The organism is Planctopirus hydrillae, assembly GCF_001707835.1.
In the GTDB taxonomy this organism is placed as follows: domain Bacteria; phylum Planctomycetota; class Planctomycetia; order Planctomycetales; family Planctomycetaceae; genus Planctopirus; species Planctopirus hydrillae.
Genome location: NZ_LYDR01000039.1, coordinates 307,299 through 327,801 on the forward strand (window position 1 = coordinate 307,299; position 20,503 = coordinate 327,801).

Genomic DNA, 20,503 nt, shown 5'->3' on the forward strand with positions numbered 1-20,503 from the left:
ATCGACCGGCAGTTAAGGGCCGATGATTCAACCGTCCGGCGATTTAACCTTCTGTGCTTTCGCCACCTTCGGCAGGAGCGTCACCACCTTCAGCAGGGGCAGCTTCCTTCACCTTGGGAGCAATCAAAGCGGGAGGGGCAGTCTTCACGCCGAACTTGTTGGTCTTGATCTTCTTGACGAGTGTGGCCACTCGATCAGAGAGGCTGGCGCCAACGCTGACCCAGTAATCAACACGTTCCAGGTTGATTTTGACACGCTTCGATTTGTCATCGATGGCGGTGTCGTACCAGCCAATTTCTTCGATTGCTTTCCCTTCACGGTGAACTCGTGAGTCCATCACACAGATGCGGTAAAATGGACGGTGCTTACGCCCAATCTTCTTCATGCGAATCCGAACTGCCACTCAATCCTCCTCACTCGACCGGGCGAAACACCGACCGACAATTGTCTGCAAATTCAATCGCCTGCAACACACACACGTTATGAATCTGCAGAGATGCAACCTTCTCAATCTCACTCAAAACATCACTCGAAGACTTGCGATTGGAACCACAAAGTTTCGAGCCACCCGAAAAGCCCCGGAGTTCTGCCCGGCAATGCCTGCCAACAGATCAGCGGTTCTTTTTCCGCTGTTTCTTAGCTTCTTTTCGAGCTTTTTTCTTCTTTTCCGCAGCCAGGTCCGCATCAGCCGGGCCACGTTTGCTGCGTTGCTTCTGAGCCTGCAGACCCGCTGCAGGATTCATCCCGCCGACTTTTGCCAGATCCTGAACAGCACGGAAACGATCCTTAACGCCCAGTCCGGACATCTTCTGCATCATGCTCGACATGTTATCGAAGTCTTTGAGCAAACGATTGACGTCGGCAGGATCGGTACCACTTCCCCGAGCAATACGCGTGCGACGGGAGCGATCAATCCGGTCGGGATTTTGCCGTTCCTCGAGAGTCATCGAGCTGATAATGGCGTCAATCCGACCCATATCTTTTTCGGCATCGATGTTCTGAAACTGATCGAGCAGGCCACCCATACCTGGGATCATTTTCATGATATCCCCCAGAGAGCCCAGCCGACGCACCTGCTTCATCTGATTGCGGAAGTCTTCCAGCGTGAAGCGGCCTTTGAGCATCCGCTGCTGCTGCCGCTCCATTTCCTCCGCATCGAACTCTTCCTGGGCCCGCTCGAACAGAGTGACAATATCACCCATTCCCAGAATTCGACCGGCCATACGATCGGGATGGAAGGGCTCGAGCCGGTCGAGCTGTTCGCCCATCCCGACAAACTTGATCGGGACACCCGTGACCTGCTTGACGCTAATGGCCGCCCCACCGCGGGTATCGCCATCGAGCTTCGTGAGAATGACGCCGTCGAGTTCAAGGGCATCGTTGAAAGCCTTGGCCGAGCGAACCGCATCCTGGCCCGTCATGGCATCGCAGACGAGATAGACCTGATCAGGCTGGACGCGAGAATCGATCTGCTCCAGCTCGAACATCAGGCGGTCGTCAACGTGAAGGCGCCCCGCCGTGTCGAAGATGACGACATTCGCACCAGCCGTCTTGGCATGAGCCAGACCATTTTTGCAGACAGCCACCGGGTTGCCGCCGGGTGCTTCGGCATACACAGGAACATCCAGCTGCTGGCCCAGAGTTTTGAGCTGTTCAATAGCCGCAGGTCGCTGCATATCGGCAGCCACGAGGAGCGGTTTCCAGCCTTCGGCCTTCAACTTGCGGGCCAGTTTGCCGCAAGTCGTTGTTTTACCGGCCCCCTGGAGGCCGCACATCATGATTTTATTGATGCCGTCCCGCCGGAGATGCAGCGAATGATCGGTCGGCCCCATCAGGGCAATGAGTTGCTGATGAACAATCCCGATGAGCTGTTCGTCGGGCCGAAGTGATTTGAGAACCTTTTCACCCACAGCCTCGGCAGTCACTTTCTCAATGAACTGCGTTGCCACGTTATATTCAACGTCGGCTTCGAGGAGTGCCTGCCGGACTTGCTTAAGTCCTTCGCGGATATTGGCTTCGGTCAATTTTCCAGAACGGAAAATGCCCGTGAGAGCCCCTTGCAGGCCTTGGGTAATCGATTCAAACATGGATCATCACTCGGGTTCATCAATTCCGGAGCGCACAGTATCTGCCGTGCGGCGTCGCCTCAGCGACGATCCAGGCAACAACGTGCCCAGGAGCCGGGGTAAAACTTCTGTGTGAAAGGATATAAAGAGCTTTGATCGCTGACAAGCCACCGCAAGAGTGTGGGTTTTTGTTCAGTATTCTAAGTCGTCTGGCAGATTTCTGCCAGACTCTCACGAACAATCGTATCGACGCTCGCCAATAGGACGGGTTCGATGTACCCCCCAGAAACTGATTTTGACAGAGTCTGGCGGGTGAACTAACTTCCCGCTGGCCTGATGGCGCATCTTCAAGGATGAAGACGGCTCATTCAGGCCTTTTGCGGGGAGCACTTCATGAGACAGGGATGTCGACTGGCTGTGGTGGCCGATCATACGGATACTCATGCCGTGCTGGATGCTGTGCTTTCGCCGCAAGGATATGAAGTGACTCGCTTAAGGCGCTACAGCGACCTCGAAGCCAGGCACACGACGGCTGACCCCTTCGACATTGTCGTGCTGGATGCGGAGGCCATGCCGCACTCGACGGCTGTGGAATCGACAGAGAAAACAGAAACTCCAGCCACCCGGCATGTGGTCATTGGAACTGTCTCGATCAATCTCAACCCCCAAACGAGGTTGATTTCCAAACCCTACCACATGGCGGAATTGCTCCAGACGATTGAATCGCTGCTGCCAATTCGTCATTAAATCGTCGCGTTAGTTTTTTGCCGGCGTTGTGATCATGGACGTGCGCGTGGCTTTCGTCTCACCAGGAGCTGGCCTTGATCCATCTGATCCTCACTGCGGATGGCGGAGTTGTGTTGGCTCAACAGGCGCTCCCGTGGTTGGTCAACTTGTGGATTGCATTTCTCGCCGTTGTGTTCATCGGTTTCTTCATCGTGGTGGTCATCGCCATCATCAAGGGGCTGCGATGGTTCGAACGGTCGGCCACCAACTCACAGGCTCGGTTCTTCCAGGATGTGACGGCCTTTGTCAATCCTCCGCCCGGACTGGAGGTTCCTCCGGAATTGGTCGTCGTGAGGTTTCATACATACTCAGGAATTCTGATCTACGTTCTGCAGTATGAGCATCTCTTCTGTGCCACCCCGACAGATGCCCGTAAAGTCCTCTGGCGCATGCACTGGCACAATCTGACACGCGGTTTCTTCGCCTACGGCATCTTGCTGATCCCCCTGCTCTCTCTGGCGAATTACTGGGCTCAATTGAGATCGATTTCGCGCCAGGAAGCGGGGATATCAAAACAGCCCTGAGCTTTTTCGCCCAGCAGCCTCATCAATGTGTAGTAATATAAACGCCTTGCGATGATCGCACCGCACGAACGCAAGAGCTTTATGGACAACGGGCGACGTCGTAAATCCCCAATCGCCCCATCATTGCAAATGAAATGAAGATCACACGATTTTCCTTGGAATTCTGGAATCAATACATGTAGCTTGAGGTGGCTTATATCAACAAGTTTCCAACGCCATAATCCATGCCATGATTCAAAGGAGAGAGATCATTTTACGACAAATCAATAATTCCTGGAAATTATCCTGCATCTCTTTTCTAGCGGCTTGCTCATTGGTCATCACCTGCGGCTTGATTGAAGCACAAGAGAAAGGGAAGCTCGAATTTGCCACTTCAAAATCGACAGGGATGAAAATGGTGAAGGTTCCTGGAGGAACCTTCAAAATGGGTGCTGGCGAAGCGGATGAGAAGTATCTTTCTGCCAACGCTCCTGGCTTTCCCTCCGGCATGCTCAATACATTCAAACCCGTTCAAGAAGTGACTGTGAAACCCTTCTATATGGGAATCTACGAAGTCACTCAGAAAGACTATAAAAAAATCAACGGTAAGAATCCGGTCGTAGGAGCTCTCGGCATTGGTGAAGTGGAAGTGCTTGATGCACCGGTCTTCAACGTTTCCTGGTTTGATGCATTAGACTTTTGTAATAAGCTGAGTACTAAAGATGGCCTGACCCCTTGCTATGCATTGAAGAAGACCAAAAAAGACTCTGGAGCGATTGTTTCGGCAGAGGTCACTGTGCTGAAAGGAACAGGTTATCGATTACCGACCGAGCAAGAATGGGAATATGCCTGTCGTGCCGGTACGACAACGCCCTTTGCATTTGGTGATCAACTCGATCCTAAAGATGCAAAATTCAAAGTCCCCAATGAAAAAAGGACGCCTGAACAAATCTTTCAGTCACAAGTGATGAAGGTTGGTTCCTATCGAGCCAATAACTTCGGGCTCTACGATATGCATGGCAATGTCTCTGAGTTTTGTTTCGATATCTACAAGAATGCGTATGTCGATGGAGAAACTCAGATTGGATTTAGCCTTGATGATTCTCAATTCGAATCTCGAGTGCTTCGCGGTGGGTCATTCGATCACGGTGTCGAAAATACCATGTCGTGTTATCGGCAAGCAATTGCCCCATCCGTACCTTGGGAAGGTATGGGATTTCGCGTCGTGCGTAACTGATCACCCGTTATTCCGTCATCGAAAGTAAACCGGCTGCTCCCGTTGGAATAGTGGCTTGCCAGGGGACAATGGTCATCATTGAAGGATGAGCTTGGGCCACTTCGGCAATGTACTTGCGCTCAAAGCTCTTGCGGGTCACAAGGCCCGGATCATGCATATCGAGCAGCGAGAGTGATTGATTCACGACCCAGCCCATCGGTTCCATACCTGCCCGCTCAAGATCGGCCTGCAGCAGTCTCGCTTCATGCACCGGAGTCGCTTCGGGAAGCGTGACCAGCAGAATGCGTGTCTGCTGGCGGTCTCTCAGCACCGGGAGCAACTGGGCAACGTCCACCGAGACCTGATTCGTCAGCCGCTGAGCCTCTTGATGAAAGGCCATGGCCGCATCCAGCAGGAGAATTGTGTGCCCGGTCGGTGCGGTATCGAGCACTACAATCTGCTGTTTTCCCTGAGCAACAGTTCGTGCAAAAGCCCGGAACACTGCGATCTCTTCGGTACAAGGTGACCGCAAATCTTCCTCTAACAGGGCTCTCCCCGCATCATCGAGTTGAGCCCCCGCCGTCTGCCTCACTTCATGCCGATAACGCTCTGTTTCTGCATGGGCATCAATGCGTTCCACTGAAAGCTGCGGCAACTCGCCAGTTTCGACCAATCTGACAATATGACCCGCTGGGTCTGTTGTCGTGAGCAGGACTTTTCGCCCGAGTTGCGCCAGCCGGATCGCGATGGCAGCGGCGATGGTTGTTTTGCCCACCCCTCCTTTGCCCATCGTCATGATGACGCCGTGCTCCATCTGGGCCAGTTCGCCTGTCAATTCCAGCAGACTCTTCCACGGAGGGAATTCTTGTGCAGATGTTAGTGCCTGCTGCATTGATGCCGGTTGTGAATTCGTCACCGTTTCGACGGAGTGGCCCAGATGTTGGAGAGCGGTTTTTCCAATAAGGCCACCGGGTTGGAAAGGAATTGTGATTGACGGAAGTTTTTTCAGTTCATCAGGCACGGCAGCCAGAGCCGCCTGCATTCGCTGTTCCATGGCGACCGCCAGCGGGTCGGTCGATGTCGCTTCAAAGAGTCCATTGATCACCAGCCATTGCTGCTCAACACCTAACGCTTTGAGTTCCTGACTCGTACGCGCTGCTTCCCGAATGGCCGAGCTTTCAGGCCGTGTCACGAGAACTAACGTCGTCAACTGGTGATCGCAAAGCGCCTGTGCGGTCGCGTGATACAGCTTCTGTTGAGTGGCCAGGCCCGCCAGTGGGCCAATGCAGGTGGTGCCGGTGGTATTGGCATCGAGGTAGCTGGCCCAGGAGGAAGGTAGCGCCAGCAGCCTGAGGGTATGCCCCGTGGGAGCGGTATCGAAAATCACATGGTCGAAATCACTAGTTGTCTGTTTGTCTCCCAGCAATTGAGCAAATTGATCAAAGGCTGCAATCTCGACGGTACAGGCTCCCGAAAACTGTTCTTCAATGCTGGAAATCGCGGACTCAGGCAGAATCCCGCGATAAGGCCCCACCATCTTCTCTCGATACTCGGCTGCAGCCTGATGAGGATCCAGATTCAAACCCCACAACCCCGGAATGTTGTTCACGGGAGTGGGGTGATTGCTGAGTTTTGTTTCGAAAACCTCATCAAGATTCGAAGCCGGGTCGGTGGAAACAATCAGCACTCGACGTCCCAGGTCGGCGAGTGCAATAGCCACAGCACTTGCAATCGATGTTTTCCCCACACCACCCTGCCCCGTAAAGAACAGATGGCGGGGAGATTGACCGACTAAAGGGGCCAACCCGCTGGCCCTGTTTTTTGTCGTCACAATCGAAATGCAACACTTCCTTGAATTCTCGACATGCCGGCAAGATTTCCCCGTGGCCATCGAACCTCCTGATGCCATCAAGCCCCCGCGGCCGTCAAACTTCAGGGAACCACTCACCAGTAAAGACTTCGGTCGCCGGGCCCGTCATGAAGACTTCCTTCTCTTCAGGCCATTCAATTTCGAGATCACCACCGGGAAGGTGAATCAGTGCCTGATGGTCAGTCCGGCCCGAGAGCACACCCGCCACAAGTGTGGCACAAGCTCCCGTTCCACACGCCTGAGTTTCACCACTCCCACGTTCCCAGACACGCAATTGAATTTCGGTCCGCGAAAGCACCTGTGCGAACTCCGCATTCACCCGGCGTGGAAAAGCGGCATGCACTTCGACTTGCGGCCCAAGGCCCAGCACCCAGGCATCCGTCAGCTCATCCACAAATGTCACGCAATGCGGATTCCCCATCGAAACACAGGTGACGGAGATGGTTTTGTCGCCCACAACCAGCGGTTGATTCACAGGCGGATCCCCGGGTAAAGCTGTAGGGATATCAGCACTTTTGAGAATCGGTGTCCCCATGTTGACGCGAACTCGCTCCGCCTTACCAGAAGTGCCGGCAAACATCTGGAGGGTCAATACACCCCGGCCTGTCTCAATTTTGAGTTCAGGCTTTTTGGCAATCCCGTGATCGTAGACATACTTGGCCACGCAGCGGACACCGTTGCCGCACATTTCCGATTCGCTGCCGTCGGCATTGAACATCTGCATGCGGGCATCGCCGCGTTCGGATGGGCCAATCAGAATCAGCCCGTCGCCACCAATTCCCTTGTAGCGGTTCGAAACAATTCGAGCCAAATCGGGCGCAGCGAGCGGAAGTTTCTCTGCGAACAGATTCACATAAACGTAATCATTACCGATTCCATGCATTTTAGTGAAACGCATCGAAGTCATTCTCTCTGCAAAAGGGTGTGGGCTGGCTCTTCGATCGGGACGACCGGAAACAAACTTTCTTTCAGGATAACCGACCTGCTCTTGCCTCGCCTCCAACTTCTGCCCGATGATAGGTTTTGAAGAGTTTCATCACAGATTCCAGCGGGTGGCCTGAATGGCATGTTTCGACCGAACTGCTGGTTGATCTGGTAGTTACATCCGCCCCGTCATCTCATCTGAGGAGTTGCATGCATATGCCTCACGTTCATCATCGGGAATGCACACTTCCTTCGATATCAACTCGACTCCAGAAGACGGCTTGGCCACGGCTTTTGTTTGGACTGGTGACGTTGTGGCTGGGGTTGGATATGCAGCCGGTTTTTGCCCAGGGACGCGACCCGTACCTGGCACCCCGGCATCAGATGGTCACCGAGTTCATTGAACGCGAAGGGGTCAAGAATCCGCGTGTCCTCTCGTCGATGCGGCAAGTGCCTCGTCATGAGTTTGTGCTACCGACTCAAAAGCAGCAGGCCTATTTCGACCAGGCCATGCCGATCGGCCACAAGCAGACAATTTCGCCTCCGTACATTGTTGCGTATGAGACCGAAGCGATTGACCCACAACCGACCGATAAAGTGCTCGAAATCGGCACGGGAAGTGGCTATCAGGCGGCTGTTCTTTCCAATCTGGTGCAGGAGGTCTACACCATCGAGATTGTGGAGCCTCTCGGGAAGACCGCTGCCGAACGTCTGAAAAGGCTGGGTTATAACAATGTGAAAGTGAAAGTGGGCGATGGCTACCAGGGTTGGGCCGAGCATGCACCGTTCGACAAAATTCTGGTGACCTGCTCGCCCGAGGATGTACCCAAGCCGCTGGTTGATCAACTCAAGGAAGGTGGCAAGATGATCATCCCCTTAGGAGAACGATACCAGCAGGTCTTTCATCTGATGGAGAAGAAAGACGGCCAGATGATCAGCCAAAAACTGATTCCGGTCTTGTTTGTCCCGATGACGGGTGCCGCCGAGGATGAGCGGAAGGTCAAGCCGGATCCCATGCATCCTCAACTCGTGAACGGCGATTTTGAAACGGATGAAAACAATGACGGCATGGTCGATCACTGGTATTACCAGCGGCAGGTAAAGCTCGAAACCGCCGACGTGCATGGCGGCAAAGTGGCCGTGACGCTCAGTAACAGCGAGCCCGGTCGTATGGCGCAACTGGTGCAAGGGATGCCTGTCGACGGGATTCGTCTGGGGACGATGGATGTCAGCTTATGGGCCAAGGCCAAAGGCATGAGGTCGAGTCGAGAAGGGAACGAGCGGCCCGAGTTATCGGTGATTTTCTTTGATGATCTGCGCCGGACAGTGGCCGAGGTCAGCGTGCCGATCTCGACTGGCACCTACGAATGGCAGGAGTTTCGCAAGAGCTTTGCCATTCCAACGAAAGCCCGCGAAGCCATCATTTTTATGAGCCTTCAAGGAGCGACAGGCGACTTAACGATCGACGACCTGCAGATTCGCACACAATTTCGGAAGCCGTAGTCTGTACTGATGAGTGGTGCTGATTCATTTTTCACGAATACACAATCCTGCACTCGGGCAGGCTTTCGAGGAAAACACGGCCATAAGGTTTTGTGCGGATGCGGGGGTCGAGGATGACAACCATGCCGCGATCTGTTTTCGTACGGATGAGGCGACCGAAGCCTTGCTTCAATTTGATGGCGGCTTCGGGAACCTGATACTCCATGAAAGGATTCCCGCCCCGAGCGCGAATCGCTTCCACGCGGGCTTCCAGCAGTGGATGATCGGGCACACTAAAAGGGAGCTTCGTAATAATCACGTTCTGCAGGGCATCCCCCGGAACATCCACCCCTTGCCAGAAACTGTCGGTTCCAAACAGGACGGCTGCCGGATCCTTTCGGAATCGCTCTAACATCTGCGAACGTGGCAACTCTCCGCTTTGCGAGTAAAGCGAATAATTCTGGCGAATGAACCAGTTTGTTAACCGTCGCTCGCAGCTCTGGAGCATTTTATAACTGGTGAAAAGCACAAAGGCCCGGCCAGATGTCTGACTGACGTACTCCTGGATTTTTTCGCAGACAGCGAACTCGAAGTCGGCGGGAGAATCTGTCGGATCGGGCATACCGTCGGGGAGGACGAGCTTCATCTGCTCGCGGTAATTGAAGGGGCTGCCGAGCCTTAAACTTTGCGAGCGAGTTAAACCCAGACGAGAGCGAATGAAGTCAAAACTTTGCTGTCCCACCGCCAGAGTGGCACTGGTCAGTATGGTTGTAGGAACTTTATTAAAGAGCTCTTCTCGCAGGACCGCTCCCACTTCAATGGGTGAGCAACAAAGCTTCACTTTGAGGTTGCGCTGAGCCCCTGTGGTTTCGACCCAGTAAACACTGTCGCCGCGTCCCTGTTCGACCCATTGCGAAATACTCCCTGCCAGCGAAATGAGTCGTTCACTGGCACTGACCAGCTCGATCTTTTCCTCGTCCTGTTTGAGTTTGGCAGCATATTCCGCCAGCGACGTAGCCAGCTTGCGCAGATCGCCCGAGAGAGTATTCTCAATCGCTAAAGGCTCACGGACTCGACCATTGGCTGGGCCATGATCCTGAACGCGATGCCGGATTTCGTCGAAAAATTCGTAGACATCATGCTTGAGCCGGGTGATTAGCGCCCTTTGGGGTTCGAGTGGATAGCCTGCAATCAGGCCCTTTTGCGTCTTTTCGTTGAACAGCCGATTGAGCATATATTCGATCTGGCCACTGCTGATCCCTAAACCCAGGTGGTCAGCAGCCACCTGCTCAAGTGTGTGCGCTTCATCGAAGACGACCGTCTGATAATCGGGAAGGACGCTGGCTCCTTCCCGGCGAAGTGCGAGATCAGCACAAAAGAGAGCGTGATTGACAATCAGAACATCGGCATTCCAAACCCTGCGGCGTGCTTTGTAGTAATGGCAGTCGCTATACGTAGGGCAGTTTTTCCCGAGGCAATTGCCATGCTCGCTGCGGACTTCATCCCAGACCTGAGGTAGTGGCTTGAAGTCGAGACTCGCAAGGCTGCCATCGTTTGTTTCGCGAGCCCAGCCAGCCAGCGAACGCACCTGATCTTCCGCCTCACTGGTCGGAAAGAGTGATCGCGACTTTTCGAGGGCTCCCTTGAGCCGACGCAAACTCACATAATTGGATCGCCCTTTGACAAGCACAGCCGAAAACTCGACAGGCAGGATCGAATTGAGTAGCGGAAGATCCCGGCTGATGAGTTGTTCCTGCAGACTGATGGTGTGCGTGGAAATCACCACGCGTCTTTTGGCACCACCATCGACGGTTGAACCCTGATTGGCTGTCGCTGCAAGAATTGCGGGAACCAGATAGGCGTAGCTCTTGCCTGTCCCCGTACCAGCTTCGACGACAAGATGCTCACCAGCAGCAATCGCAGCGGTGACTGCCCGGGCCATCTCCAGTTGCTCACTACGCACTTCATAATGCGGCAAGCGACGAGCCAGCAGGCCCTCCTGGCCCAGGACATTTTCAGCCGTCAGCTCCACGCTTGACCTTGCTCCAGAAGAATCGGCACTCAATCCGCAGCGTCTCAACCGGTGAGAACCTGCCACAGGAAGAGGATATCAGACTTCCCGACGATTGGTTACTCACTCCCCGGAGAGCAGGCCAAAGCGTTACGGCCTGATTGACTGATGCAATCCTCATAACCGGACAGGTCAAACGTGGCATTCTCGCAACAAGTTTCCCAGAGAGGTTCCACCAGAACGTAGGTTAGGTGTGTTGAATTGTTGTCTTTTCCGGGGAGTCAGGCTTGTCCCCGGGAGCTGAATTTCGTCCAAGGACTGTTGACCATGCCTGTCGATCTGAAAACGACACCTCAGAAATCGCTTGTTCCTGCGGATGAGCCGGGTACGGCAGGTTCTCAAATCGTTACGTCAACACAGGGCGAGTTTGTCGCTCAGGATGAGGCATCATCGGACGCACATCCGAGTGTGGGTGCCGATGTTTCGATGCTGACTGATAAAACACCTCCCTGGCTGCGTGCCTCGCGGCGCATGGCCATCATCACGTTGCTGGTGGGTGTGGCATTCTGGTTTTATTCGATCAAGCCGGTATGGCATGCTGATCCCTGGTCGCATATTGCCTATGGAAAACTGATTGTCAGCGAGGGCATACCTGCCACTGAGCCGCTCTTGCCACTGGCACGCGGAATGACTTACTGGAACTCTTCGTGGCTGTTCGATGTCCTGATGATGAATGTCGATCGCACGCTGGGCGGGGCTGGTCTTCAGGGAGCCACAGGGATCTTTGCCGGGTTGATTGTGGCGATCTTTGTGAGTTCGCTCGCATATACCACGGGACGCACGTTACTGGCCTGTGGTATGGGCATGTCACTGCTGTTTCTGATTGGCCATGATCTCTCGATCCTCCGGTCACAACTGGCGGGAATCGTTTGTTTTCTGACGGCGTGGATTCTCTGGCAAGGAGCGATCAGGAACACTCATGCCTGGTGGCAACTCCCTTTACTGTTTGCCGTGTGGGCCAATCTGGACAGCTCGTTTATGGTGGGACTGATCGTTCCGCTGGCAATGATGTCCGGGCGCATGGTCGATCGATGGGTAAGGACAGGCCAGTGGAAATCGATTCTTCGCGACGAGCATCTGGGCAAACTGCTTCTGGTCACTCAACTCTGTATTCTCGCGACGCTGCTGAATCCTTATCAGGGGCGGATGTGGTGGGAAGTTCTTACGTTCTCCCAGAACCCGAATCTGAGTGCGATGGTTGACTGGAGTCCGCTGACTTTGCGATCAACCGAAGGGCAGTTCTTTGCTGCGACCCTTTTGATTCTGTTGGGCGTCATCCGCAGTTCCCCCCGACGATTGGGAACGGGTGAGATGGTTCTGCTGGTCAGTCTGGCGGCCCTGGGATGCTGGAACACCCGGCAGCTTGTCTGGTTCTATCCCGTGGCACTGTGGATACTGGCCATGCATGCCAGTGCGATCCTCTCGAAAAACGGATGGGCAAGGCATGCCTCGCCACGAGCCGGCAAGTGGTCTGTCGTGATGGTAGGACTGGTCTGGATCTGTTTTGGTTTCAGCCCGCTGGGCATGCGCGTACTGCATGGCAAGCAACCCACAGCCAGCCGCTTGAATGTCGCGTTTGCACCTGTCGAACTCACTCAATACCTCGTGAAGAAGCCACCCGAAGGACAGATTTTCAATCCCGTCGAATGGGGTGACTTTCTGCTGGTGCATGGGCCGGAAAATCTCAAAATCTTTGCCAATTCACAGGTACAGAGACTCCCTCGAGAAGTCTGGCGCGACTACCTCACGATTGTCGATCTGGGATCGGGATGGAGTGAAATTCTCGATCGCTACAGCATCAACACTGTGGTGCTCGATAAGCAGTTCCGTGAGGGAGTGATCCGCCGGATGAAAGAAGAGACAGCCTGGAAGCTGGTTTATGAAGATGGCCGAGGGGCCGTCTTCACACGGAAGTTACCAATTACCCGCTGAGCGTAACGGCTGGCAATTGCCTGTGGTCTATACGGTTTTCTATCGATCAAGCTCTATCCCTTTGAACTTTCCAGGATCTGGAACATGTCTCGTCCATCAACAGTCAAGTCTCGCTTCTGGAGATCGCTGATCTTGACTCAACTGGCTTCGGCCATCCTCTTGCTGACTTCACTGGCGTGGGCCTATTCGCCAGTCGCACCTTTAAGGCAAGCATCCAACCCTGTGCTGACAGCACCGGAAGTCCCTGTACCGCCGCGTACCGAACCACTGTTTATCGCTCCGCTGTACAACGACCCCGAAGTGGTCAGCGATGAAGAACTGGCTCTGGTGCTGAAGAAAGTTCAGCCACGGTTTCCGCAGAAGGCTCTGAAGCCCAACTATGTTGAGCATGCTCTCCGCGCCTGGACGATCCACGCGAAATTCAAAGATCCCGAAGTGATGAGCGGCGAACAGATGAAGGAGTTTCTCACCAATCATGGGCAGTTTCTGGCTTCGTGGGGTGAGAAAATTGAGCCGATTCTGGAGGATCGACAGACGGGTGTCGCGATTCGCTGGGGGAAGGAGCAATGTGCCTCGGTCCATCATGATCATTGGCTGGCCTCGCTGACGGAAGCGGGTGTTTCGCTCCATGAACCTGTCTTTCTGCCAGGTGGTAAGCAGCGCAATATTGGTGATGTCCTGCGGCAATCGATGCTCGATTTCCGCGTCGATGAAATTGAAGTCGAGTGGTCGGCCATGGCTTTTGGCCTCTGGCTCGCTCCGCAGCGTGAGTGGGTGAACAATCAGGGTCGGCAGATCAATTTTGATCTTCTGGCTGAGCGACTCGTTCGCGGACATCAGCGGTTTGGCGTTTGTACCGGAACTCATCGTGTCTATTCACTGATGCTCCTGATTCGACTTGATGATGAGTATCACATTCTTTCTCCAGCCGGTCGGGAAGTCGCCTGGAAGCATCTGGAGTTTATTCGCGATCAGATTACGGTCTCTCAGTTTGAAGATGGGCACTGGCCATCAAACTGGTCAGATGGGGCACTGGCTTTGAAAGACCCGGTGGAAGATGAACTCTATAAGAAGGTGATTGCCACAGGTCATCATCTGGAATGGCTGGCGATTGCTCCGAAAGAACTGCACCCGCCGCGTGAACAGATTCTCAAAGCGGCCGATTGGGTGATCAGCACGACGACCGCGCAGACTCCTGAACAGATTCTGGGAACGTACACCTTCTTCAGCCATGTGGGGAATGCTCTGGCCTTGTGGAGGAACACGCGACCGAACATCTTTTTCGAAGCCTGGGAAGCTCGCGAAAGTGCTGGAGGAAAGTAATCGGGTGTTTGGTATTCGGTATTTGTCGTTTGAGATTTGAAGCCTGATATCGGAAAAACATCGTCTGACTTCCCCTATCAAATACCGAAAACCCAACACCAAACATCAACTCTCTGGAATCTCTCATGCAGGTTGTGATTACTGCTGTTGGCCCGGATAACGTCGGCTTAGCCGATCCCATCGTGCATTACGTGACGGGTGCGGGGGCGAACATTCATGAGATTCAGATGTTCGACCACGATGCCGAGAAGCAGTTCTCGATGCACCTGCGGATTGAATGGCCGGGTGTCCCCTCCTCAGTGGCTCAACTTCGATCGGCGATGGATCAGATCGGGACATTGAAATCGTTAGCCATTCGTGTCTGGAGCCGGGATGAGCATGCCCGCCTGCCGCGACTGGCCATCTGCACGACCTATCGGCCCGAACCGGCGTTAGCCATCCTTCGGGCAATTCGCGATGGTCGGCTCAAGGCCGAAGCGGCCGTCATGCTGGGAAACCGCGAGGCTTGCCGGGGCGTGGCGGAACAGTTCGAAGTTCCGTTTGTGAACATCGGTAATGCCAAAGGCGAACCGGACGACAGCCAGTTTGTGCGTGTGCTTGATGATGCGGATGTCGATTATGTGCTCCTGGCCCGTTACATGCGGGTGTTGCCGCCGAATGTCTGCTGGCAGTTTGCCGGGCGGATTATCAATCTGCATCATGGACTGCTACCTCCCTTTCCGGGGTTTCATCCGTACGAAGATGCCTATGCACGGCGGATGCTGACCTTTGGTGCGACAGTTCACTTTATTGTGCCTGAGCTTGATGCCGGAAATCAGATCATTCATCAGAGCACGTTCACCGTGCCACCGGGAACACCTCTGGCCGATATCAAGCGGCAAGGCGAAACGGATCATGAGCCACAATGCCTGCTCGAAGGCGTGCGGCGGGTGGTTGATCGTGAAGTGGAGTTGCATTTCCAGAGAGTCATTCGCCGGAAGGCTGAATGACGAATAGCATCCACGAGGTGCGGCGTGGAAGTCGCATAAGTTCCTAACGCTCGATCCAGACGGGGTATTGCAAATATTTCTGATCGAAGTAGGGGCTCTTCTCGTAGAACCACTGCAGGCGAGCGGTCGCATCTTTCGCAAATGCGGGATCACTGGCAAGACGAGCCTCGAACTCGGCTTTGAGGGCCGAGTTCTCCTTCAGCAGCTTTTCGGCCAGAGGAGCGATGGCATAACCTTCGATGTACTCAGTTCGCTGCAGGATTTCGTTGAAGAACCCCCAAGCGGCTAAAGAATCGATGTGTGCCGGCTCGAGAAGAGCCATTGCGAGACTTCCCAGTGGTTGATCTGTACTGATCTTTAATGTGCCTGCAGGGACGTTACGTTTTTGTGACACAGCCTGAACCTGAGTGGTCATTGTCTGGCGACCTTCATTGGGTCTGGGGGCAACGACCGGATTCACCAGTCGATACGATTCCAGTTCGAGCGTGACCGGTTCCTTGAGTGGTTCCATGACGATCCCGTGCGATTTGATGACCTCGATCACTTCTCGTGATGTGATCGGGAGGTAGTAAGCCCTGGGACGAAGGATTTGTACTCCCGGCTGAGTGACTCGATGCACCTTGAGTTGCGGAATGGTGATCGGTTCTCCCAGCCAGCGAACTTCGTTTCTCCCGGAAGCGGGTGAAAAGTACTCTTCAGAAGCCATGCCCAGAAACTCCATGGTGAACTGCGTATCGGCAGGTTCACTCCAGTTCATGCCAATCATCTCAGGTCGATAAGCACGATCCTGCTTCATCGCTGATTGAAGCGAGATGGCATTCTTTCCGGCCAACTCCAGAGAAGCTTCCAGAAGAATGTAAGTACCAAGCACACGCTGACGGAAAGGCTTCAGTGAATGGTTTTCGACAAGGATGGTCGGGAGATGGATCAAGTCTCCGTAGCCAGTCGAGAACCGGGGATTGTAAGGAACATCGACAATTCCTTTATTGAGATCGCTTTTATCGAGAGCAAAAACCAGAGGCCCCGGGATATGGCCAGCCACCTTCAAACTTCGATCGAGGCCCGGGCGATAGATCTGATCGAGCCATTTTGCAATCTGCGGCGACCAGGCAAATGAATCGCGGTCACCGTGAAATCCGTAGGTGATGTCGTACTGGTAATCCACACCATCCGTGACGTGTATATCGAGGTAGAGCGCAGGTTTGGAAACGGTGATGAGCCTCAGGAGAGCCTGCATTTCGGGAGCCTGGGCCTTCATGTAGTCTCGATTGAGATTCAGGTTTTGCGCGGTGGTGCGCCAACCCTGATGGAGAGGACCACGCTGGTTGGGCCGATTCCAGCGGGAGATTCGTTCGTGACCATCGGCATTGAGTATCGGGATGAAGAGCAGATTGGCGTGATCGAGCAGATGAGCTTTGCCTCGAAAACCAATATCGCGAAGCAGCATCATGCCCGCATCTTTCCCATCGATTTCACCAGCGTGAATGCCGGCCTGCGCCAGGATCGTCGGCTTAGGACTCTGGCCAAGCTGTTCAAGATTGTCGATCCCTTCTCGGGTGGCGATAACCGCCCGGAGTTCGCGTCCTTCTGCCGTTAAACCAAATGGAACCAGCTTGATCATCGGGGAAGCTTTGGCGAGGTTTTCCAGCCATTGCATGGTGACCTGATAGCTGGGTGTTTCGACAAATCCAGAAGCTTCGGTGGGAGTGATCCACGCCTCATCGGCTGCCACAATCAGCTTTTCGCTGGCACCGCTCCAGGGGAGAACCGGTGGCAGGTTGGCAGCCATCTCATCAGTGCCCAACACAGCGAATAGTGGGAAAATCCAGCATGCCAATAGCCAAAGAAGACATGAGAATCGATCTGGCTGGCGAGAAAATGAAAGACTCAATGTCGATCTCAAAGGAAACTCGGCTTTCGCTGGGAACTGGGTGTTCAATGGACTTTACCTGATTCGTCCCGTTGATGTGGCTCGAACATCTGTTCTCAGGGCTCTGCCTCAGTTCATGATCGTGATGGAAAAATTGATGGCCTGCAATGTTTTGGCATCGATCGTGTAAATCCCCTGGCGGCCGCAGAGTGCTTCCCAAGTCTCAGGGGGACTGCTGAACATGAGAAAGTAGCGAATGGCGACTCCCGCAGACTCTTCGACCTCATGAATCGGTTTTTTTGTGTCTGCCGCAGATAGTCAATCAGATCATCGAGGGGATACTCGTAAGAGTCCTTGATGGAGGCGTAAGCACTTTGCAGTTGATTCGCCAGATCTCCGACTTCTTCAGCAGTTAACTCGCGTGTGGCGTCCATGAAAGGCCCTTGGTCGATGGAGTGTTCTGTTCGAGGGAGGGGGAGCCCCAGCTTATGGTCAGGCTTTCTGGTGCGGCTTAACCGCCGGGTCTATAGGGCGACAAGAAAGCTGGCTTGAGATTACAATCTCAAGCCAGCGGATGATACAGGTGACAATGACTGATCAAGGGAAAGAGTATGGCTCACAGCTTTTTTGGATCGATCGAAAAGGCCGCAGCCGAGCGACTGATTCTGTGGGCCTTTCAGGAAGATCTCGGCGAGCGAGGAGATTTGACCTGCCAGGGGATGATCGACCCGGCTTTGGTTGCCACAGTGAAAATCGTCTCCCGTCAGCCGGGAATTCTGGCAGGCCTGCCGATCGCCCAGATGATCTATCAGCAGATGGATGCATCGATCCAGTGGGAGGCATTCGCTGTCGATGGTGATGAGCTCATGGCTGGACAGGTCGTGGCTGAAGTGACAGGCCCCGTCTCGACATTGTTAACCGGCGAGCGAACCGTCCTGAATTTCGTGACACATTTGAGCGGCATTGCTACCCTCACACATCAGTTTGTGGAGTTAGCCCAGGGGACAAAGGCAAAAATTCTGGACACTCGCAAGACATTGCCCGGGTATCGCAGTTTAGCGAAATATGCCGTGCGTTGCGGGGGTGGGCACAACCACCGCATGGGGCTTTACGACGGGATTTTGATTAAAGACAACCATCTGGCGGCCTGGAAATCGAGCGGCTCTATTGCAGAAGCCATTGAGCATGTGCGGGCTCAAATGGGAGCAAACATCGATATCGAGGTGGAAGTCGATACGTTGGAGCAAATGGTGGATGCCATGCGGGCGAAGCCGCAGATCATTCTGCTGGACAATATGACGACTCGCGAATTGACTGAAGCGGTGGCGTATCGCGACCAGCATGCGACCGAAATCCTGCTGGAGGCTTCGGGAGGTGTGAACCTGACAACAGTGGCGGCCATAGCAGCCACAGGTGTGGATCGCATCAGCATTGGCGCATTAACCCACAGTGCACCACAACTCGATCTGGCACTCGACTGGGGAGCGGCACTTAAGAAATAGCGAGCCGGCAATCTGTTCATGGCTCAACAGAGATTCTTCGCTGGACAACGATCCAAGGGTCCTTGTAACCAACGAGCCGACTCGTGAGCGCAAAGACCATGATCGATCCTGTCATCGGGATCATCACCAGCATGAGTCGATCGAATGTTGATCCATGCAAAACAAAGTACTGGCCGGCCACCCAGAGTAAACTCTGGCAAACCAGAGCCATGGCTCCGTTACAGAACGCGATCTGCAGGAACATGACTGACAGCGATGAACCGGGATCTCGGTGGGGAATGTGCTCGCTGGCGGGAATTTTCTGATCGAGCCGACGGTAGTTCCAGAGAACCTGCATGATGGCGGAGACTGTCGTTCCCCAGGCCAGCCCCGATGTTCCCAACCACCACAACGAGCAGAGACCTGTCAGCATCCCGGTGGCTGTTCCGATGAAGGCGATATTCAAAGGAGTCCAGCGATCATCGAGTGCGTAAAAGGCCCGCTGGGCAATCACCAGCCCGCACATGGCCCAGATCCCGAGGCTGTAAGTCTGAATCACGCGGGCAGTCTGTTCAATGGCGGGCCAATCGAAAGCGCCTCGACCAAAGAGCAGGTCTGTGACGGGTAGAGCTAGAGAAAATAACCCCACACTGGCAGGAACACCGATCGCCAGGACGAGTCGTGCTGCCAGAGAGATCGAATTGCGAAACGCCTGCCAATCGTGCGCCTGAGCATGTCGAGAGAGTAATGGATAGAGCACGGTTCCCAGTGCGATGCCGAAGATTCCCAAAGGAAACTGGTAGAGCCTTTGCCCCAGATACAGGAATGTCGCCGCTCCGGAAGGCAGTGGCGCCTCGATTCCTCCGAGCCAGGCCACACCTTGTCCGCTCGATGTTCCATCGGCCGACAGGAGCCAGCTGATGGCACTTTCCCAGACGGCACTGAACTGCAGCACGAGCAATGCTCCAAGTATCGGTCCCATCCGGCTGATTGTCGCCAATATTTTTGAACGAGCCTGCCACCAGTCCGGCTGATAACGGAATCCGACCTGCCAGAGTGAGGGAACCAGGGCCAGACATTGAATGAACCCCAGCACCACAATCAGCAGTGCCAGTATCTGAATCTGAATCTGCGGAGATTCGATGAGCCAGGCCACGAGTGCCAGAGCCAGAAGCCAACCCAGGTTAAGAACCACCGGTATCAGTGCTGCCGCCATAAACCGATGAAAGGCATGCAGGATGGTCGAAAGCTGAGCAGCGGCACAGACAAAAACGACATAAGGCAAGAGATAAATGGTCAGCCAGCAGAGTAACTGGTTATCGGGATTGGAAAGCCAGGGAAGGAGCCCCAGCAGCAGAATCAACTGAGTGAATAGTACGGCCAGACTCAAGCCACCAAACAGTAAGATGCATAGTGCTGTCGCGAGGCGGAAAGCAGCTCGTTGCCCTTCTTCGCGCTCGACCTCCAACAGTTGCGGCAAAAACGCAGTGGCCAGAACACCTTCGCCTAAGAGCACTCGCGCCAGATTCGGTAAGCGAAAGGCTATTGTAAAAGCATCGAGAAGTGGCCCGCTGCCAAAGAGTGCCGCCATCGCTGCATCACGAATCAAGCCAAAGATTCGGCTCAAGAGCGTACAGAGACTGACAAGACGCCAACTCCCCATGGACGCCTGGGCTCCCTGAACCCGATGAGCTGAAATCTCTCGAGTGTCGAGGTTTGTTTCGGCAGCCGGCGCACCCACGGGAACGTTCGAGGCCGAAGTCGTCTGCAGAATATCCCGGGAAGATGAATTTTCAGACGCTGACCCGGATGAAGAAGCAGACATCAAACTTATGACCAGAAAAAAGACCTCGCGGCAGGTCAGTGTGGCGTTAGATCCTTGAGAGATTCGAGCGGATTGCTCAATGACTCACAACGCAAGGGATGTCAGCAGTATTGGATTTTGAAGATTTGACCATGCTCGCGTGTTTAGAAAAGAAATGCCGCAGAA

15 protein-coding genes are annotated in these 20,503 nt (G+C 54.2%); 8 read left to right on the forward strand and 7 right to left on the reverse strand.

The window, feature by feature from the left end:
• Positions 1 to 43: 43 nt before the first annotated feature.
• Together rpsP and ffh are read right to left on the reverse strand one after the other, a co-directional pair.
• Positions 44 to 403 carry a 30S ribosomal protein S16 gene (gene rpsP / locus A6X21_RS04385; RefSeq protein ID WP_068846269.1) on the reverse strand — a complete coding sequence of 120 codons (360 nt, stop codon included), beginning with the start codon at positions 401 to 403 and terminating at the stop codon, positions 44 to 46.
• Between the two features lie 208 nt (positions 404 to 611).
• Entirely contained in the window at positions 612 to 2,087 is a 1,476-nt protein-coding gene (ffh, locus tag A6X21_RS04390; RefSeq protein WP_068846270.1) for a signal recognition particle protein, read from the reverse strand.
• Between the two features lie 372 nt (positions 2,088 to 2,459).
• Here ffh and A6X21_RS04395 point away from each other — a divergent pair, with 372 nt between their 5' ends.
• The 3 genes from A6X21_RS04395 to A6X21_RS04405 all read left to right on the forward strand — a co-directional run bounded on the left by A6X21_RS04395 (position 2,460) and on the right by A6X21_RS04405 (position 4,592).
• Positions 2,460 to 2,813, forward strand: a complete 354-nt coding sequence (locus A6X21_RS04395) for a response regulator (RefSeq protein ID WP_068846271.1) — start codon at positions 2,460 to 2,462, stop codon at positions 2,811 to 2,813.
• Positions 2,814 to 2,887: 74 nt separating this feature from the next.
• Positions 2,888 to 3,376 (forward strand): hypothetical protein, encoded by a 489-nt coding sequence (locus A6X21_RS04400; protein ID WP_068846272.1) that lies wholly within the window; start codon positions 2,888 to 2,890, stop codon positions 3,374 to 3,376.
• Positions 3,377 to 3,605: 229 nt separating this feature from the next.
• A complete protein-coding gene (locus A6X21_RS04405) occupies positions 3,606 to 4,592 on the forward strand; it encodes a formylglycine-generating enzyme family protein (RefSeq protein WP_083233395.1) in 987 nt (328 codons plus the stop codon).
• 7 nt (positions 4,593 to 4,599) lie between these two features.
• On the opposite strand, the gene arsA is transcribed toward A6X21_RS04405, so the two are convergent.
• Both arsA and dapF read right to left on the reverse strand, forming a co-directional pair.
• The gene (gene arsA / locus A6X21_RS04410) at positions 4,600 to 6,462 is read right to left on the reverse strand and encodes an arsenical pump-driving ATPase (protein WP_240490156.1); all 1,863 of its coding nucleotides are present in this window, start codon (positions 6,460 to 6,462) and stop codon (positions 4,600 to 4,602) included.
• A 34-nt stretch (positions 6,463 to 6,496) separates the two neighbouring features.
• Positions 6,497 to 7,339 (reverse strand): diaminopimelate epimerase, encoded by an 843-nt coding sequence (gene dapF / locus A6X21_RS04415; protein ID WP_068846598.1) that lies wholly within the window; start codon positions 7,337 to 7,339, stop codon positions 6,497 to 6,499.
• 236 nt (positions 7,340 to 7,575) lie between these two features.
• Between dapF and A6X21_RS04420 the strand changes: the two genes are divergently transcribed.
• On the forward strand, positions 7,576 to 8,868 hold the full coding sequence (locus A6X21_RS04420; RefSeq protein WP_240490157.1) for a protein-L-isoaspartate(D-aspartate) O-methyltransferase: 1,293 nt from the start codon (positions 7,576 to 7,578) through the stop codon (positions 8,866 to 8,868).
• 31 nt (positions 8,869 to 8,899) lie between these two features.
• On the opposite strand, the gene A6X21_RS04425 is transcribed toward A6X21_RS04420, so the two are convergent.
• Positions 8,900 to 10,879: an ATP-dependent DNA helicase gene (locus tag A6X21_RS04425; RefSeq protein WP_068846275.1), complete on the reverse strand. Its 1,980-nt coding sequence runs from the start codon at positions 10,877 to 10,879 to the stop codon at positions 8,900 to 8,902.
• Between the two features lie 306 nt (positions 10,880 to 11,185).
• On the opposite strand from A6X21_RS04425, the gene A6X21_RS04430 reads away from it, so the two are divergent.
• The 3 genes from A6X21_RS04430 (at position 11,186) to A6X21_RS04440 (ending at position 15,162) form a co-directional block, all read left to right on the forward strand.
• On the forward strand, positions 11,186 to 12,850 hold the full coding sequence (locus A6X21_RS04430; RefSeq protein ID WP_068846276.1) for a hypothetical protein: 1,665 nt from the start codon (positions 11,186 to 11,188) through the stop codon (positions 12,848 to 12,850).
• Positions 12,851 to 12,934: 84 nt separating this feature from the next.
• Positions 12,935 to 14,173: a hypothetical protein gene (locus A6X21_RS04435; RefSeq protein WP_068846277.1), complete on the forward strand. Its 1,239-nt coding sequence runs from the start codon at positions 12,935 to 12,937 to the stop codon at positions 14,171 to 14,173.
• Positions 14,174 to 14,298: 125 nt separating this feature from the next.
• The gene (locus A6X21_RS04440; protein ID WP_068846278.1) at positions 14,299 to 15,162 is read left to right on the forward strand and encodes a formyltetrahydrofolate deformylase; all 864 of its coding nucleotides are present in this window, start codon (positions 14,299 to 14,301) and stop codon (positions 15,160 to 15,162) included.
• Between the two features lie 43 nt (positions 15,163 to 15,205).
• Here A6X21_RS04440 and A6X21_RS04445 read toward each other — a convergent pair whose 3' ends face one another.
• Positions 15,206 to 16,951 (reverse strand): M14 family metallopeptidase, encoded by a 1,746-nt coding sequence (locus A6X21_RS04445; protein ID WP_240490158.1) that lies wholly within the window; start codon positions 16,949 to 16,951, stop codon positions 15,206 to 15,208.
• A 692-nt stretch (positions 16,952 to 17,643) separates the two neighbouring features.
• On the opposite strand from A6X21_RS04445, the gene nadC reads away from it, so the two are divergent.
• A complete protein-coding gene (nadC, locus tag A6X21_RS04450) occupies positions 17,644 to 18,534 on the forward strand; it encodes a carboxylating nicotinate-nucleotide diphosphorylase (protein ID WP_068846280.1) in 891 nt (296 codons plus the stop codon).
• A 16-nt stretch (positions 18,535 to 18,550) separates the two neighbouring features.
• Here the strand turns inward: nadC and murJ are convergent, their stop codons facing one another.
• Positions 18,551 to 20,338 (reverse strand): murein biosynthesis integral membrane protein MurJ, encoded by a 1,788-nt coding sequence (murJ, locus tag A6X21_RS04455; protein WP_068846281.1) that lies wholly within the window; start codon positions 20,336 to 20,338, stop codon positions 18,551 to 18,553.
• Positions 20,339 to 20,503 lie beyond the last annotated feature (165 nt).